The organism is Caulobacter sp. BK020 (assembly GCF_004342605.1).
Lineage (GTDB): Bacteria > Pseudomonadota > Alphaproteobacteria > Caulobacterales > Caulobacteraceae > Caulobacter.
Window position 1 is genome coordinate 115,843 of record NZ_SLZL01000010.1, and the last position, 15,639, is coordinate 131,481.

13 protein-coding genes and 1 tRNA gene are annotated in these 15,639 nt (G+C 71.2%); 6 read left to right on the forward strand and 8 right to left on the reverse strand.

What is annotated here, in order from left to right; translation table 11 throughout:
• Window positions 1-63 precede the first annotated feature (63 nt).
• The 6 genes from EV278_RS14150 to EV278_RS14175 all read left to right on the forward strand — a co-directional run bounded on the left by EV278_RS14150 (window position 64) and on the right by EV278_RS14175 (window position 5,387).
• Complete coding sequence (locus tag EV278_RS14150) at window positions 64-1,122, forward strand: RluA family pseudouridine synthase (RefSeq protein WP_243692202.1); 1,059 nt, start codon at window positions 64-66, stop codon at window positions 1,120-1,122.
• A gap of 94 nt (window positions 1,123-1,216) precedes the next feature.
• On the forward strand, window positions 1,217-1,930 hold the full coding sequence (locus EV278_RS14155) for a hypothetical protein (protein ID WP_132092489.1): 714 nt from the start codon (window positions 1,217-1,219) through the stop codon (window positions 1,928-1,930).
• Window positions 1,931-2,053: 123 nt separating this feature from the next.
• Complete coding sequence (locus EV278_RS14160) at window positions 2,054-2,896, forward strand: MBL fold metallo-hydrolase (protein ID WP_132092492.1); 843 nt, start codon at window positions 2,054-2,056, stop codon at window positions 2,894-2,896.
• 83 nt (window positions 2,897-2,979) lie between these two features.
• Entirely contained in the window at window positions 2,980-3,402 is a 423-nt protein-coding gene (locus tag EV278_RS14165; RefSeq protein WP_132092495.1) for a PaaI family thioesterase, read from the forward strand.
• 136 nt (window positions 3,403-3,538) lie between these two features.
• Window positions 3,539-3,628: transfer RNA gene (locus tag EV278_RS14170), tRNA-Ser, on the forward strand.
• A gap of 61 nt (window positions 3,629-3,689) precedes the next feature.
• Complete coding sequence (locus tag EV278_RS14175) at window positions 3,690-5,387, forward strand: alpha-glucosidase (RefSeq protein ID WP_207905490.1); 1,698 nt, start codon at window positions 3,690-3,692, stop codon at window positions 5,385-5,387.
• Here the strand turns inward: EV278_RS14175 and EV278_RS14180 are convergent.
• The 8 genes from EV278_RS14180 to ptsP all read right to left on the reverse strand — a co-directional run bounded on the left by EV278_RS14180 (window position 5,374) and on the right by ptsP (window position 15,614).
• On the reverse strand, window positions 5,374-5,640 hold the full coding sequence (locus EV278_RS14180; RefSeq protein ID WP_132092501.1) for a hypothetical protein: 267 nt from the start codon (window positions 5,638-5,640) through the stop codon (window positions 5,374-5,376). The two genes, EV278_RS14175 and EV278_RS14180, sit on opposite strands and share 14 nt — an antisense overlap.
• On the reverse strand, window positions 5,637-7,082 hold the full coding sequence (locus EV278_RS14185; RefSeq protein WP_132092504.1) for a radical SAM protein: 1,446 nt from the start codon (window positions 7,080-7,082) through the stop codon (window positions 5,637-5,639). Before EV278_RS14185 ends, EV278_RS14180 begins: the two co-directional genes overlap by 4 nt.
• Window positions 6,988-7,758 carry a prolipoprotein diacylglyceryl transferase family protein gene (locus EV278_RS14190; protein ID WP_132092507.1) on the reverse strand — a complete coding sequence of 257 codons (771 nt, stop codon included), beginning with the start codon at window positions 7,756-7,758 and terminating at the stop codon, window positions 6,988-6,990. Before EV278_RS14190 ends, EV278_RS14185 begins: the two co-directional genes overlap by 95 nt.
• Window positions 7,759-7,858: 100 nt before the next feature.
• The gene (locus EV278_RS14195) at window positions 7,859-8,695 is read right to left on the reverse strand and encodes an alpha/beta hydrolase (RefSeq protein ID WP_207905491.1); all 837 of its coding nucleotides are present in this window, start codon (window positions 8,693-8,695) and stop codon (window positions 7,859-7,861) included.
• Between the two features lie 314 nt (window positions 8,696-9,009).
• On the reverse strand, window positions 9,010-9,726 hold the full coding sequence (locus tag EV278_RS14200; RefSeq protein ID WP_132092513.1) for a DUF6445 family protein: 717 nt from the start codon (window positions 9,724-9,726) through the stop codon (window positions 9,010-9,012).
• Window positions 9,723-11,315, reverse strand: coding sequence for a tryptophan halogenase family protein (locus tag EV278_RS14205; RefSeq protein WP_132092516.1), 1,593 nt, complete (start codon window positions 11,313-11,315; stop codon window positions 9,723-9,725). Before EV278_RS14205 ends, EV278_RS14200 begins: the two co-directional genes overlap by 4 nt.
• A gap of 4 nt (window positions 11,316-11,319) precedes the next feature.
• Entirely contained in the window at window positions 11,320-13,080 is a 1,761-nt protein-coding gene (gene nagE / locus EV278_RS14210) for an N-acetylglucosamine-specific PTS transporter subunit IIBC (RefSeq protein ID WP_132092519.1), read from the reverse strand.
• 5 nt (window positions 13,081-13,085) lie between these two features.
• Window positions 13,086-15,614: a phosphoenolpyruvate--protein phosphotransferase gene (ptsP, locus tag EV278_RS14215; protein ID WP_132092522.1), complete on the reverse strand. Its 2,529-nt coding sequence runs from the start codon at window positions 15,612-15,614 to the stop codon at window positions 13,086-13,088.
• Window positions 15,615-15,639 lie beyond the last annotated feature (25 nt).

A 15,639-nucleotide genomic window follows, 5' to 3' on the forward strand; every position in this document is an offset into this window, starting at 1 on the left:
GAGCCGTTAGGCGCGGGCGGTGTCCGCGATACGACAGACCCATGACGGAGCCATGAACACGCCTTGATCCCGCCGCCCGCCCCGATCCCGCCGCTCGTCGACGACGAGGTCGACGACCTGGACGCCCCCGATGCGGGCGCCAGCGGCGGCGAGGTCCTGCGGATCGCCCTGGGCCCGGACCTGGCCGGCCAGCGGCTGGACAAGGCCCTGGCGACCGCCGCTCCGGACCTGTCGCGGGCTCGCCTTCAGGCCCTGATCGCCGCCGGCCAGGTGTCGCTGGTCGTCGAGGGCGCCGCGCCGCGCCCGATGGCCGACGGCAAGGCCAAGGCCCCGGCCGGACTCTACGCGGTGCTGGTCCCGCCGCCGGTCGCGGCCGAGCCCGAGCCCGAGGACATTCCGCTCAGCGTGCTCTACGAGGACGCCCACCTGATCGTCGTCGACAAGCCGCCGGGCATGGCCGCCCATCCCGCGCCCGGCTGCGAGACCGGCACCCTGGTCAACGCCCTGCTGTTCCACTGCGGGGCCAGCCTGTCGGGGATCGGCGGCGTGGCCCGGCCGGGAGTCGTCCACCGCCTGGACAAGGACACCTCCGGGGTGATGGTGGCGGCCAAGACCGACGCCGCCCACCAGGGCCTGTCGGCCCTGTTCGCCGCCCACGACATCGACCGCATGTACCTGGCCCTGACCCGCGGCGCGCCGCATCCTGCCGCCGGGACCATCGAGACCCGCCTGGGCCGCTCGCCACACGACCGCAAGAAGATGGCGGTGCTGAAGGCCGGCGGCCGCGAGGCGGTCACCCACTATCGGGTCGAGAAGACCTTCGGCGCCGCCGACAAGCCCCTGGCCGCGCGGGTGGCCTGCCGGCTGGAGACCGGCCGCACCCACCAGATCCGCGTGCACATGGCCAGCAAGGGATCGCCCTGCCTGGGCGACCCGGTCTACGGCGCCGGCGCCCCGGCCGCGCCGGTCAAGGCGGCGCTGGTCGGGATCGGTTTCGCGCGCCAGGCCCTCCACGCCGCCGTCCTCGGCTTCGTCCACCCGATCACCGGCCAGCCCCTGCGGTTCAAGACCCCGCCGCCGCCCGACATGGCGGCGCTGGAAGCCGCCCTTGAAGCGCTGTGACGGCGTCCCCAGCTAGACCTTGCCTGGCCGATACATTCAGGCCCTAATTCGGTTACAGATCGCGCCCAGTGTGACGGGGTCGGAGGTTTCGTCCATGGTCCCGTCCCGCATCGCCCTCGCCGCCGCGCTCCTGGCCCTGCCGCTGGTCCTGCCCGGGGCCGCGCTCGCCCGTTCGGCCGACGACGAGGTGGTGACCACCGCCGCCGCCCGCGCCACCCGTCCGCCGACCGAGGCCGAGCTGGAGAAGGCCAAGGCCGACGCCCAGGCCCGTGACGCGGCCGAACGCGCCAAACCGGCCGCCGTCGACCCGCTGTCGGCCTGGATGGCCGATGCGCCGCCGGTCCAGGGTGATCCGATCCACTATGCGCCGCGCGCCGAGCTCGACGTGAACGGCTACCCCCTGGACAAGGACGGCAAGCGTCAGGTGCACGGCGAAGTGGGCGTCAGCGTCGGCACCGGCGGCTATCGCAGCGGCTATGTCTCCAGTCTGATCCCGATCGGCGAGACCGGCACCCTGGGCGTCGCCGTCAGCCAGACCGACTTCGGCAAGCACGGCGGCTACGGGTACGGCGGCTATGGCGGCTACGACGGTTACGGCGGCGGATACGGCTACGGCTGGGGCCCGCGCGGCGGAACGTCCCAGTCCCTGGCCCTGTCGCTGGACATGCGCGGCGGCGGCGGACGCAGCCGGTCCGACACCCCCGAAGGCTGCGCCCCCGGCTTCCGCGACGGCGACCGCTATGTGGAGCCGGTCTGGGTGACGCAGATGCGCGGCGACAAGAGCTGCACGGCGGCGGCCCGCCCCTAGGGCGTCGCACGCAGCCCCGCCCCTGAGACCGATCGCCTCGGGGACGAACGGGCGGATCTTGTTCGCCGATACTTAAGAGCTTGCAGTCAAGGTGCCCGCCTCAGGGCGTCATCGGACCGATCTATGCAGCCGGAAATCACCGCTTTCCACCACCCCGCCACCGGGCGGGTGACCTATCTGATCGCCGATCCGGCCACCCAGCTCTGCGCGTTCGTCGACCCCGTTCTCGACTACGACCCGCTGACCCAGGCCATCGACACCGGCTTCGTCGACGCCATCATCGCCGATGTCCGCGCCAAGGACCTGGGACCGACCTGGATCCTGGAGACCGGCCTGCATACCGACCACCTGTCGGCGGCAGGCCACCTGAAATACGAGACCGGCGCGTCGATCTGCATCGGCGCCCCGGTGCTGGACAGCCTCAAGCGCCTGGTCCCCGTGCTGGGAAGCGACGGCGTCGACCTGGACGGCTGGGACTTCGACAAGCTGGCCCAGGACGGCGAGGCCCTGCCGATGGGCGGGATCGAGATCACCGCCATCGCCCTGCCCGGCCGCCTGCCCGGGGCCACGGCCTACCAAGTGGGCGACGTGGTCTTCGCCGGCTCGGCCCTGCTGCCGCCGGACCAGGGCCTGGACGACAGCGCCGCCCCCGGGGCCGACGCCGCCGGCCAGCACGCCGCCGCCCGCCGGCTGCTGGGCCTGCCGCCGCAGACCCGCCTGCTGGTCGGCCAGACCGGCGCGGCCGCCGACGCCTGGAACACCACCGTGGCCGACCAGAAGGCCCGCAACATCGACGCCGGCGACGCCGTGCCCGCCGAGGCCTTCGTCGCCCGCCGCGCCGCCGTCCTGGCTGCGCCCGGCCCGCTGGCCGCCCCGGCCCTGCAGGTGGGGATCCGCGCCTTTCGCCTGCCCCCGCAGGGCGAGGACGGCAAGCGCTTCCAGCCGGTCGACATCAGTTCTATTTAAAAACGGACTTGCCTCCCGTCCGACTGCGCGCCTAGATGCTTCGCATACGAAGAACTTGACGCGAAGCATTGGGAGACACCGCCGTGACCGAAGACCGAAGCGCCGAACTGACCGCCGCCCAGGCCGACAACCTGCCGGGCCTGCTGGGCCTGGAATGGACGCAGGCGGTCCCTGGGCGCGTGACCGGCCGCATGACGGTGGCCAAGCATCACATGGCCCCGAACGGCTTCCTGCACGCCGCCAGCGTCATCGCCCTGGCCGACAGCGCCTGCGGCTACGGCTGCGTGGTGTCGCTGCCCGAAGGCGCCAGCGGCTTCACCACCATCGAGCTGAAGTCCAATTTCCTGGGCACCGTGCGCGAGGGCGGCGGCGTGGCCTGCGCGGCGACCCTGGTCCACGGCGGCCGCAACACCCAGGTCTGGGACGCGGTCGTCACCGCCGAGGCCACCGGCAAGACCATCGCGCTTTTCCGCTGCACCCAGATGGTTCTCTATCCGAAAGCCTAGGCCGGCGGGTTCTCGCCCGGAAACCGCGTCCCGCGACACAAAAGCTTGTCACAGGCTCTTGCGCTCTTCGGGCGACGCCGCTAGGTATCCCGCCCTCACTCAAGGCGCGCCTGCGGGCGGCCTGCGAAGACCCCCTGGAGAGGTGGCAGAGTGGTCGAATGTACCGCACTCGAAATGCGGCGTGCCTGGAAGGGCACCGTGGGTTCGAATCCCACCCTCTCCGCCACTAACCCCATCGCGAAAATCGGTTAGTTTCCCCCGGGCTAGGCCTGGGAGACAGATCGCTCGTGCATGATGACCCACCGACGCCGCCCGCCGAACCGGGTCCCGGCCGCCCCTGGTGGAAGGACGCGGTCGTCTACCAGATCTATCCGCGCTCGTTCCTCGACACCAATGGCGATGGGATCGGCGACCTGCCGGGGATCACGGCGCGGCTGGACTATCTGAAGGACCTCGGCATCGACGTGGTGTGGCTCAGCCCGCACTTCGACAGCCCCAACGCCGACAACGGCTACGACATCCGCGACTACCGCAAGGTGATGGCCCAGTTCGGGACCATGGCCGACTTCGACGCCATGCTGGCCGGGATGAAGGCGCGGGGCGTCCGGCTGATCATCGACCTGGTGGTCAACCACAGCAGCGACGAGCACGCCTGGTTCGTCGAGAGCCGGAAGGGCCCCGGCAACCCTTATCGCGACTACTACATCTGGCGCGACGGCAAGGCCGACGGCGGCCCGCCCAACAACTATCCGGCCTTCTTCGGCGGTTCGGCCTGGACCCTCGACCACGGCGAGGATCCCGACGGCGTCGGCCAGTACTATCTGCACTATTTCGCCGCCAAGCAGCCCGACCTGAACTGGGAGAACCCCAAGGTCCGGGAGGAGGTCCACGACCTGATGCGGTTCTGGCTCGACAAGGGGGTGTCGGGCTTTCGGATGGACGTCATCCCGTTCATCTCCAAGCCCCCGGGGCTGCCCGACCTGACGCCGGAAGAGCTGCGCGCCCCGCAGTTCGTCTACGCCGCCGGCCCCCGGCTGCACGAGCACCTGCGCGAGATGCGGCGCGAGGTGCTGGACCACTACGACACGATGACCGTCGGCGAGGCCTTCGGGATCCGGCCCGAACAGGCGCGCGACCTGATCGACAGCCGGCGGCGCGAGCTGGACCTGGTGTTCAATTTCGACATCGTGCGGATGGACATCGACGGCTGGCGCAAGACGACCTGGACCCTGCCGCGGCTGAAGGCGCTCTATACCGAGCTCGACCAGGCGGCCGGGCCGTTCGGCTGGAACACGGTGTTCCTGTCCAACCACGACAATCCGCGCTCGGTCTCGCATTTCGGCGACGACGATCCGGCCTGGGTCGAGCGGTCGGCCAAGGTCCTGAACACCCTGATCCTGACCCAGCGCGGCACGCCGTTCCTCTACCAGGGCGAGGAACTGGGCATGACCAACTATCCGTTCCAGACCCTGGACGACTTCGACGACCTGGAGGTGGCCGGCCGCTGGCGCGACGTGCGCCACCGGGTGTCGGAGGCGGAATACCTGGCCAACGCCCGGGCCATGGGCCGCGACAACAGCCGCACGCCGATGCAATGGACGGACGGCCCGCACGGCGGCTTCACCACGGGCAAGCCCTGGCTGGCGGTCAATCCCAACGCCGCGACCATCAACGCGGCGGACCAGGCCGCGCGGCCGGACTCGGTGCTGGCCCACACCCGCGCCCTGATCGCCTTCCGGCGAGGGTCGGCCGACCTGCGCGAGGGCGACTACCGCGACATCGACACCGACCACCCGCGGGTCTTCGCCTATCGCCGGGGCGAGCGGACCCTGGTGCTGCTGAACTTCGGCCGCGAGCCGGTGCGCTACGCCGTTCCCGGCGGCCTGCGGGTCGAGGGCCCGGCGTTCGGGAGGGCGCAGGTCGCCGACGGGGTCGTGACGCTGGACGGCTGGGACTTCGCGATCCTGGCGGTCAGCGAGCCTTAGGCCGCCAGAGCCAGCGCCCGAGCCAGAAGATTCCAAAGCCGATGGCGATCGGCACGCCGCCGATGACCAGGGCCAGCAGCAGCATGCCGCCCGTCTCGCCGCCGCTGCTTCCGGCCGTGGAGATGACGAAGATCAGCGAGCACAGGCCGCACAGAGCCATCATCAGCGCCCCCACCGTCATCAGCAGCGCCCCGAACAGCCTGGCCACCGGATCGGGCCGGTCTTGATCCGGACGGTCCTGCTCCGAACTCATATCGCCCTCCCCTGCCCCCGCGCGAGCGCCCCAGCGCCCGCTGCGCCGGGGCGATAGAAGGTGTTGTAGGTGTCGAACGGAATGATCCGCCCGTCCGGCTCGACGAAGTGCACGCACGAGCGCTTCACCGTGCCGAGGTCGAAATTGTAGCGGTCCAGGAACTGCGAGACGACCACCCGGAAGGTGTGCTCGTAGGCCAGGCTCTGGGGCACGGCCGCCTCGGGCAGGCAGCAGAGCAGGGCCGCCAGCTTGTCGGAGGTGTCGGCCTGGGCGGTGGACAGCGACAGCAGGTCGAAGATCTTGCGCTGCAGTTCGGGATAGGCCTCGAACGTCACCGTGCTGGGCGCGGCGGCGACGAACAGCTCGCGCGGCAGCAGGGCGGTCACCGGCGCCACGTCCTGGCCGTTGCGCAGGCCATAGCCGATGCAGATCTGGTCGGGATTGCACGGCAGGGGGATCAGGTCCTCCAGGGCGAACACCCCCGCCTCGGCGATCCGGCGGCGCACTTCGGTCAAGACGATGCGGTGGTCGCGGGCGTCGAAGCCGTCGTTGCGGCCGGCGTCCTGGATCGGCTGGAAGGTCACGCCGCGCACGCAGCGCCAGGTCAGGGCGAAGCGGACGATATCGGCGATCTCGTCGTCGTTGACGCCCTTCTTCAGGGTCACGACCAGGGTGGTCGAGATATTGTTGCGCTCCAGCGCCTCCAGCGCCTGGGTGCGGACCTTGACTAGGTCGGCGCCGCGCAGCTGCATCAGGGCGTCGCGCCTGAGGCTGTCGAACTGCAGATAAACCTCGAACCTGGGCATGTAGGTCGCCAGGCGCTCGGCGAAGCCGGGCTCGCGGGCGATCCGCAGGCCGTTGGTGTTGATCATCAGGTGGCGGATCGGACGGGCCCGGGCGGCCGACAGGATCTCGAAGAATTGCGGATGCAGGGTGGGCTCGCCGCCGGACAGCTGCACCAGGTCGGGCTCGCCCTCGGAGGCGACGACGGCGTCCAGCATCCGCTCGACCTCGGCCAGGGGGCGATGGGCGTCCAGGCCGGTCGACGAGCCGGCGAAACAGACCGGGCAGCTGAGGTTGCAGGCCTCATTGATCTCCAGGATCGCCAGACAGGAGTGCTGCTCGTGGTCCGGGCACAGGCCGCAGTCGTAGGGACAGCCGTGGTCGGTGCGGGTCTGGACGGCCAGCGGCCGGTCGCCCGGCTTGAGCCAGTCCTTCTGGGCCTTCCAGTAGCCCAGGTCGTCGCTGATCAGGGTCTTCTGGACGCCATGCTCGCGACAGCGCTTCTGGTAATAGACCCGCTCGCCCTCGGCGATGATCTTGGCCGGGACCAGCGTCAGGCAGGTCTCACACAGGCTGGTGGTCTGGCCCAGGAACAGGTAGGGCGCGATCTTCCGCGCGGCGCTCTCGTCGCCGATCGGCGCGGTAATAGACCCATCCATAGATCACCAGCCCCAGGCAAAGCAGATGGAAGAGGTTAAACGGCCCGATCAACCGGGGATAGGGCTTTAGGAACTCCCAGCAGAACCGCTGCAGGCCGTACCAGCCGCACATGACATAGAAGCCGCGGCGCATCGCCCAGTCCTGCCGGCCCGCCAGGCCCGACAGGTAGACGGCCAGGAACAGGGCCATGCTGGCCGACTCGTAGAGCTGCACCGGATGGCGACCCACGCCGTCGCCCAGGTCCACCGCCCACGGCAGGCGAGTCGGCGCGCCATAGGTGTCGTCCGGCAGGCCCGCGAAGAAACAGCCCAGCCGCCCGACCACCACGCCGAGGCTGAAGGAGCCGACGAAGATCCCGCCGGTCGAGCCCTTGACGCCCCGCAGCGCCTTGTAGGCCTCGACGCCGGCGATCGCGCCGGCCAGGGCCCCGGCCACGCTGTGCGACAGGACGGGCGCGTGCTCGCGCAGGGAGTTGAAGGAGCCGGCCAGCCAGGCGCCGGGAATGGCCCCCAGGGCCAGGAACAGGAAGTAGCCGCCATCGACCCGCGCCGCCACCGGCCGGACCTGGTCCTTGAGCCGCCAGCGATAGACGACCACCGTCGAGGCGGTCCCCAGGCCCCAGGCCAGCAGGTCGAAGGGCAGGTGCGCCCAGGGGGCCGTCGCGACGGGGATCATCGGACCAAACAACCCCCATCGCGCGCCGCTTCGCAAGCCCGCCGGACGCGAAAAAGGGCGTCCGCCGAAGCGGACGCCCTCTTCGGGTTTCCGAAAGGTCCTAGGCCTTGATGAAGGCCAGCAGGTCCGGATTGATGATCTCCGGGTGGGTGGTGCACATGCCGTGCGGCAGGCCCGGATAGGTCTTCAGCGTGCCGTGCTTGAGCAGCTTGATGCCCAGCTTGGCCGAGTCCTCGATCGGCACGATCTGGTCGTCCTCGCCGTGCATCAGCAGCACCGGCACGTCGACCGACTTCAGGTCGTCGGTGAAGTCGGTTTCCGAGAAGGCCTTGATGCAGTCGTAGTGGGCCTTGGCGCCGCCCATCATGCCCTGGCGCCACCAGTTCTCGACCGTGGCCGGCGAGACCTTCGCGCCCGGACGGTTGTAGCCGTAGAACGGACCGGCCGCGACGTCGTGGAAGAACTGGGCGCGGTTGGCGTTCTGGGCGGCGCGGAAGCCGTCGAACACCTCGATCGGCAGGCCGCCCGGGTTCTTGTCGGACTTGACCATGATCGGCGGCACGGCGCCGATCAGCACCACCTTGGCCACCCGGCCCGGCTTGGCGCGGGCGGCGTAGTGGATGGCCTCGCCGCCGCCGGTGGAGTGGCCCACGTGCACGGCGTTCTTCAGGTCCAGGTGGTCGGTCAGGGCGATGACGTCGGCGGCGTAGGTGTCCATCTCGTTGCCGGTATCGGTCTGGGTCGACCGGCCGTGGCCGCGACGATCATGGGCGATGACCCGGAAGCCCTCGCCCAGGAAGAACATCATCTGGGCGTCCCAGTCGTCGGCGCTGAGCGGCCAGCCGTGGTGGAACACGATCGGCTGGGCGGTCTTGGGACCCCAGTCCTTGTAGAAGATCTGCACGCCGTCCTTGGTGGTGACGAAGCCGCTGCTCATTTTGGTGTCTCCTGGGGATTTGGACGAAGCCTGGGGCGTCGCCGCGGACGATGGGGCGGGCGCGAGGGACGGCAGGACCGCCACCAGGGCCAGGCTGAGGCCGCTGACGACGACGCCGCGCCGCGAGGCGCCGTCCGGGTCGTTGGAAGATGTGGTCATGCCCCGCCCTCTCTGCCGGTCCGGCGGAATGGACCGCCAAGTTCGGGCCGGAGGCTAGGCCGTTCGCCGGCCCGGGGCTTGGACATGTCTGCCGTGACTTGAAGGTTCTGCGCGCCTGACAGCGTTGGCGCCCAGGTCGTGCGCGGCGGGCGAGATCAGCCTTCCGGGCGGAAAAAGGTGTTGGCCGTCAGCCGGCCCATGCGGGGGTCGGCGCTGGCCGGGCGGTCGGCCAGCACGCCGGCGTGCAGCAGGTTGCTGGCGTAGACCACGATCCTGTTGAACCCCGGCGCCACCACGGCCGTCTGTTCGTAGTGGGCGTCGGAGGCCGTGATGTAGCCGCCCTGGCCGCCCGCGCCGTCGGCCAGCTCCTGGCGCACGGCCGCCAGATAGGCGGGACCGCGCGCGGGGTCGATCGCCTCGAACCCGGTGGCGCGGTGGCGATAGAAGGCCGTGCCGCCGTGCGGGGGGCCGCACAGATAATGCAGGATCGCCAGCTGCCCCGGCGCGGTGGTGTCGATGTGCGGCAGGCGCTGGGGCTGGGTCGCCTGGTCGGCCGGCAGGGTGGCCATCGACAGGGCGCAGGTGACGTGGGCGCGGCCGTCGAGCGGCGCGCCGAAGGTCGTCGCCAAATGCGGCCGCAGGGCGGAGATAAGCGCCTGGACATAGCCGGCCGGCGCGGGGGCCCGGACGCCGGGATAGAAGTTGGCGGCGGTCCGGACCGGCGCCAGCCTGGCCGTCTCGGCCGCGAACGCCACCAGGTCTTCCGCGCCCGTCAGCAGGCCGTCGATCACCAGCACGGGATGGCCTTCGCGGCCGATCCGCAGCGCCTCGACGCGCCGATCCGGACCTGGCGCGAAGGCGGGTCCGTTCACCGCCGGGGCGCCTCGCCGGCCTCGGCCGTGGCCAGGCCGGGGGCCTGGGTCGAGAAGCCGCGCGTATAGATGTCGGTCAGCAGGGCGCGATGGTCGGGCAGGCTGGCGGCGGCGCGCAGGCCCGCTTCCCGCACCCGCGCGAAGTCGGCCCGGGCCAGGTCGCCATGCACGTGGGCCGCCGGGTCGACGGTGGTCTCAAACCCCATGCCGTACAGAATGTACTGGTAATTGAAGTACTTGAAGCTCTCGTGCAGGTTCGGGAAGTCGAACACGTTGGGCGGCCGGTGCTTCCACATCGCCAGGTGGTCCAGCAGCGTCTCGGGGATCGAGGCCGGGTCGGCGTTGTCGGTCCAGAAGCGGTTGTCGGTGCGCTGGCTGAGGCAGTAGTGCAGCTTGATGAAGTCGATGGCCCGCAGGTAGCGGTCGGTCATGGCCGCGTTGAACTGGCGGGCGGCGGCGTCCATCCCGCCCCGGCGCGGCAGGTTGCGGGCCAGCATGTAGGCGGCGGCCTCGATCAGTACGACGCCGGTCGATTCCAGCGGCTCCAGGAAGCCGCCGGACAGGCCCACCGCGACGCAGTTCCCGATCCAGTGCGCCTGGCGATGGCCGACCTTCAGCTTCAGCAGCCGGGGCGTCAGCCCGTCGCCGGCCCGGCCGACATAGCCGCGCAGCACCTGCTCGGCGCGCTCGTCGGTGGTGTGGCGGCTGGAATAGACATAGCCCGTGCCCCGGCGGTCGGGCAGGCCGATGTCCCAGGTCCAGCCGGCCTCGTGGGCGGTGGAGATCGTGGTCGTGGCCACCGGGGCGTCGGGGCGCTCGTAGGGGACTTGCAGGGCCAGGGCCCGGTCGACGAACAGGGTGTCGCCCCTGTCGATCCAGGCCGAGCCCATCGCCTCGCCGATCAGGGCCCCGGCGAAACCCGTGCAGTCGACATAGAGGTCGGCGACCAGGTCGCCGTGCTCGCGCGTCGTCACCGAGGCGATCGAACCGTCCTCGGCCTTGTTCACAGTCAGCACGTTGCCCAGCAGGTGCTTGACGCCCGTGGCCTTGCCGACCTCGCGCAGCAGGCTCGCCAGCTTGCCGGCGTCGAAATGGTAGGCGTAGGCCATCGGCCCGCCGTACTGCGGATCGTCCAGCCGCTTGGGCCCGCGCATCGCCTCGCAGACCTTGTCCTGCAAGGTGACGGCGTCGGAGAACGGGATGTCCCCCGCCTCGCCCATCAGCCAGTAGGGCGCCAGGTCCAGGCCGCCATTCAGCAGCCGGGGCTGGGCGAACGGGTGGTAGTAATGGCTGTGGACCCCGTCCCTCGGCGCGGTCTTCCAGTCGACGAACCTGATGCCCTGCTTGAAGGCCGCTCCGGCCTCGCGCATGAACCGCGCCTCGTCGACGCCCAGCGTGCGCATGGTGTTCTGGATGGTCGGGAACGTGCCCTCGCCCACCCCGATGATGCCGATCTCGCTGGACTCGATCAGGGTGATGCGCACCCCGTCCGGCCGGGTCGAGCCCAGCCGCCGGGCCAGGTAGGCGGCGGTCATCCACCCGGCCGTGCCGCCGCCGACGATCAGGATGTCGTTGATCGCCTGGCTCATGGCCTCACCCCGGCAGCAGGCAGCGCACCGCCTCGCCGATACGCTCGGCGTCAGGACCCAGCACCACGTGCACGGCGCGGGCGCCGACCCGGACGACGCCGCGCGAGTCCAGGGCCGCCAGGGCCGCCTCGTCGACGGCGGCGTTGTCGCGCACCACCAGCCGCAGGCGGCTGGAGCAGGCCCCGACCGCCTCGACATTGGCCAGGCCGCCCAGGGCGCCGACCAGGGCCTCGGCCCGGGCGTCGTCGGCGGCGGTCGGCAGGGCGACCGGGGCCGCGGCCTTGGCGACGGCGGGCTTCACCGGCGCCGGTGCGGAGACGGCGCCTCCAGCCATCGCGGCGCGGATCTCGCCGGCCACGCCGTCGGCGATCGGGCCGAGCACCACCTGCAGGGCCTTGTCCGAGGGCTTGACGATCCCGCGCGCGCCCAGGGCCTTCAGGGCCGGTTCGCTGACCGCGCCCTGGTCGGCGACGATCAGGCGCAGGCGGGTGGTGCAGGCGTCGACCGAGACCAGGTTGGCCGCCCCGCCCAGGGCCGCGACGAAGTCGGCCCCGCGCCCGCCGCCCGTGGTCGCCGCCTCGGCCGAGACCACGTCGTCGGCCTCGCGCCCCGGGGTCTTCAGGTCGAACTTGACGATGAAGAAGCGGAACAGGCCGTAATAGACGGCCGCGTACAGCGCCCCCAGCGGCAGCAGCCACAGCGGATGGGTGGCCTTGCCGAAGTTCAGCACATAGTCGAACAGCCCAGCCGAGAAGGTGAAGCCCAGCTTGATGTCCAGGGCGTTCATCGCCGCCATGGCCACGCCGGTCAGCACCGCGTGCACCGCATAGAGCAGCGGGGCCAGGAACATGAACGAGAACTCGATCGGCTCGGTCACCCCGGTCAGGAACGAGGTCAGGGCCAGCGAGGTCAGCATGCCGCCGACCGCCTTTTTCTTCTCCGGCCGGGCCGTGTGGTACATGGCCAGGCACGCGGCGGGCAGGCCGAACATCATCACCGGGAAGAACCCGCTCATGAAGCCGCCGGCGCTGGGGTCGTCGGCGAAGAAGCGCCGCAGGTCGCCGGTCGCGCCGTGATAGTCGCCGATCACGAACCAGGCGATGTTGTTGAGGATGTGGTGCAGGCCGGTGACGATCAGGATCCGGTTCAGGAAGCCATAGACCAGCAGGCCGAACTCGCCCGAGCCGACGATGGCCCGGCTGGCCCCGTCGACCGCGCCGTTGATGCCGTCATAGCCCAGGCCGATCAACACCGCGATCAGCAGGCCCGCCAGGCCGCTGACGATCGGCACGAAGCGCCGGCCGCTGAAGAAGGCCAGGTATTCGGGCAGCTTGAAGGTCGAGAAGCGGTTGTAGAACATCCCGCCGACCAGGCCCGAGGCGATGCCGATCGGTACGCTGAGCTTGGCCAGGGCCTTGGCCTTGTAGGCGGCCGAGGCCAGGTCGGCGTGAGCCTTGATCAGGCCGGCCGTGACGTCCGGCGGCACGTGCAGCAGGGCCTTGGCGCCCTCGGTGGCGATCAGGAAGCAGACCACGCCGGCCAGGCCGGCCGCGCCGTTGTTCTCCTTGGCGAAGCCGACGGCGACGCCGATGGCGAACAGCAGGCCGAGGTTGGAGAAGATCGCGTCGCCGGCCGCGGCCACGAAGGCGATGTTCAGCAGGTCCGGCTGGCCCAGCCGCAGCAGCAGTCCGGCCACCGGCAGGACGGCGATCGGCAGCATCAGGGCCCGGCCCAGGGGCTGGAGGAATTCGAGCGGGGACTTCATCGCTTTTAGGCTCCAACCTTCGAATGGAAGGCTTTGCAAAGATCTCGGACCGCCTCGGGCGAGGTCTGGTCCAGCGCCTGGCGGGCCAGGGCCTGGCAGGCTTCGACGTTCAGGGCGCGGACCAGGGCCTTGACCTCCGGCACAGTGGCGGCCGTGGCCGACAGCTCGGTGACGCCCAGCCCGACCAGCACCGGCACGGCGACCAGGTCGGAGGCCAGGCCGCCGCAGACGCCGACCCAGCGGTGGTGCTTGGCGGCGCCGGCGCAGGTCTGGGCGATCATCCGCAGCACCGCCGGGTGCAGGGCGTCGATGCGGGCGGCCAGCTCCGGATTGCCCCGGTCCATGGCCAGCACGTACTGGGTCAGGTCGTTGGTGCCCACGGACAGGAAGTCGGCCTCGGCGGCCAGCAGGTCGGCGGTGACGGCCGCGGCCGGGGTTTCGATCATCACCCCCAGCTCGACCCGCTCGGTGATCTCCAGTTCGCGCTTGGCCTCCTCCAGCACGGCGCGGACGGCGCGCAGCTCGTCGAGGCTGGCGATCATCGGGACCATGATCCTGCACTGACCCAGTGGCTTGACCCGCAGGATGGCCCGCAGCTGGGTCTTCAGCAGGTGCGGCCGCCACAGCGAGACACGCACGCCGCGCAGGCCCAGGGCCGGGTTCTCCTCGGCCGGGATCGGCAGGTAGGGCGCGGCCTTGTCGCCGCCGACGTCCAGGGTGCGGATGATCAGCGGACGGCCGTCCAGGGCCGAGGCGATGGCCTGGTACTGGCGGGCCTGCTCATCCTCGTCGGGCGGGGTCTCGCGCTCCAGGAACAGGAACTCGGTGCGCAGCAGGCCCGAGCCCTCGGCGCCGTTGGCGGCGGCGGCCAGGGCGTCGTTCAGCGAGCCGACATTGCCGAACACCTCGATCCGCGTCCCGTCGGCGGTGCGGCTTTCCTGGTGGGCGGCGGCCTTGGCGGCGGCCTTGCGCTCGTGGCGGGCGGCGATGGCGGTCTGGGCGTCGGCCAGCTGGCCGGCGTCCGGCCCGACCCGGAGCGTGCCGTTCTCGGCGTCGAGGATCAGGCTGGCGCCCTCGGTGACGTCCAGCACGCCCGGACCGGCGGCGACGATGGCCGGGATGCCCATGGCGGCGGCCAGGATGGCCACGTGCGAGGTCGGCCCGCCCTTGGCGGTGCAGAAGCCCGCCACCTGGCCGGCCTCGACGCCCATCAGCTGCGAGGGCAGCAGTTCGTCGGCCAGCAGGATGGCGCCGGGCGGCAGGGCGCGGGCCTCATCCTCCTCGCCGCTCAGGGCGCGCAGCACCTGGCGCTCCAGGTCGATCAGGTCGTCGACCCGCTCGGCCAGCCGCCGGTCGCCCAGGCCGCGCAGGGCCTCGACATAGCCGCCGACCGCGCGCCGCCAGGCGAAGCCGGCGCTCTTGCCCTCGGCGATCAGCCGGTGGGCCGAGGCGGTCAGTTCGGGATCCTCCAGGAAGGCCAGGTGGGCGCCGAGGATGGCCTTGCGGGCGGTGTCGCCCCCCAAGGCGCTTTGGGCCGCGGCCTGCTCGATCCGGGCCCGCACCTGGGCCAGGGCGCTCTCAAGAGCGGCGCGCTCGACGCCCGCGCCGGCGCCGGCCTCGACCACCGCGATGTCGCTGGACACGAAGCGCACGGCCTGGCCGATCGCCAGCCCCGGCGCGGCCATCACCCCGCGCAGCAGGCCCGGCTCGCTGGGCGGCGCGACACGGACGGCCTCGACCACGGCGGCCGGGGCGGCGGCCGGCGGCGGGGCCGCGCCCTCGCCCATGCCGCCCTCGATCAGCTCGACGACGGCGGCGACGGCGAAGTCGGCGTCCGGGCCGCTGGCCACCACGCTGATGCGGTCGCCGTGGCGGATGGCCAGGGACATCACCCCGACCGGGCTCTTGGCGCTGGCCCGGCGGTTGACCGCGACCAGGGCGACCTCCGAGGCGAACTTGCGAGCGGTCTCGGCGATGCGGGCGGCGGGCCGGGCGTGGACGCCGTGCTGCAAGGGGACAATGACCTCGCGCGACACCTCGCCCTCGGCGACGGCCAGGGTCGCGCCGGCTCCGGCGATCGGGGCCAGCTCCATCAGGAAGTCGCCGACCGCGGCGGCGTGGTCCTGCTCGCGGCGGACGATCTGGAAGGCGTCGGGATTGGTGATCACCACCGGAGTGATCAGGCTCTTGGCGCGTTGCGACAGCAGGTCCAGGTCGAAGCTGATCAGCTTGTCGCCGGCCTTGACCGCGTCGCCGTCCTTGACGTGGACCTCGAAGCCCTCGCCGCCCAGTCCGACGGTCTCCAGCCCTACGTGCATCAGGATCTCGGCGCCGTTGCCGGCCCGCAGGGTGACGGCGTGGCGCGTGGCGTGCACGGAGATCACCCGTCCGTCGCAGGGGGCGTGCAGGGTCGAGCCCAGCGGGTCGATGGCCAGGCCGTCGCCCAGCATGCGCTCGGCGAACACGGCGTCGGGCGTCTCGTCCAGCGGGGCGATCCAGCCCTTGAGCGGCGAGGACAGTACGAGATTGGGCACCGATACGCTTCCTGCTTCTTGGAGG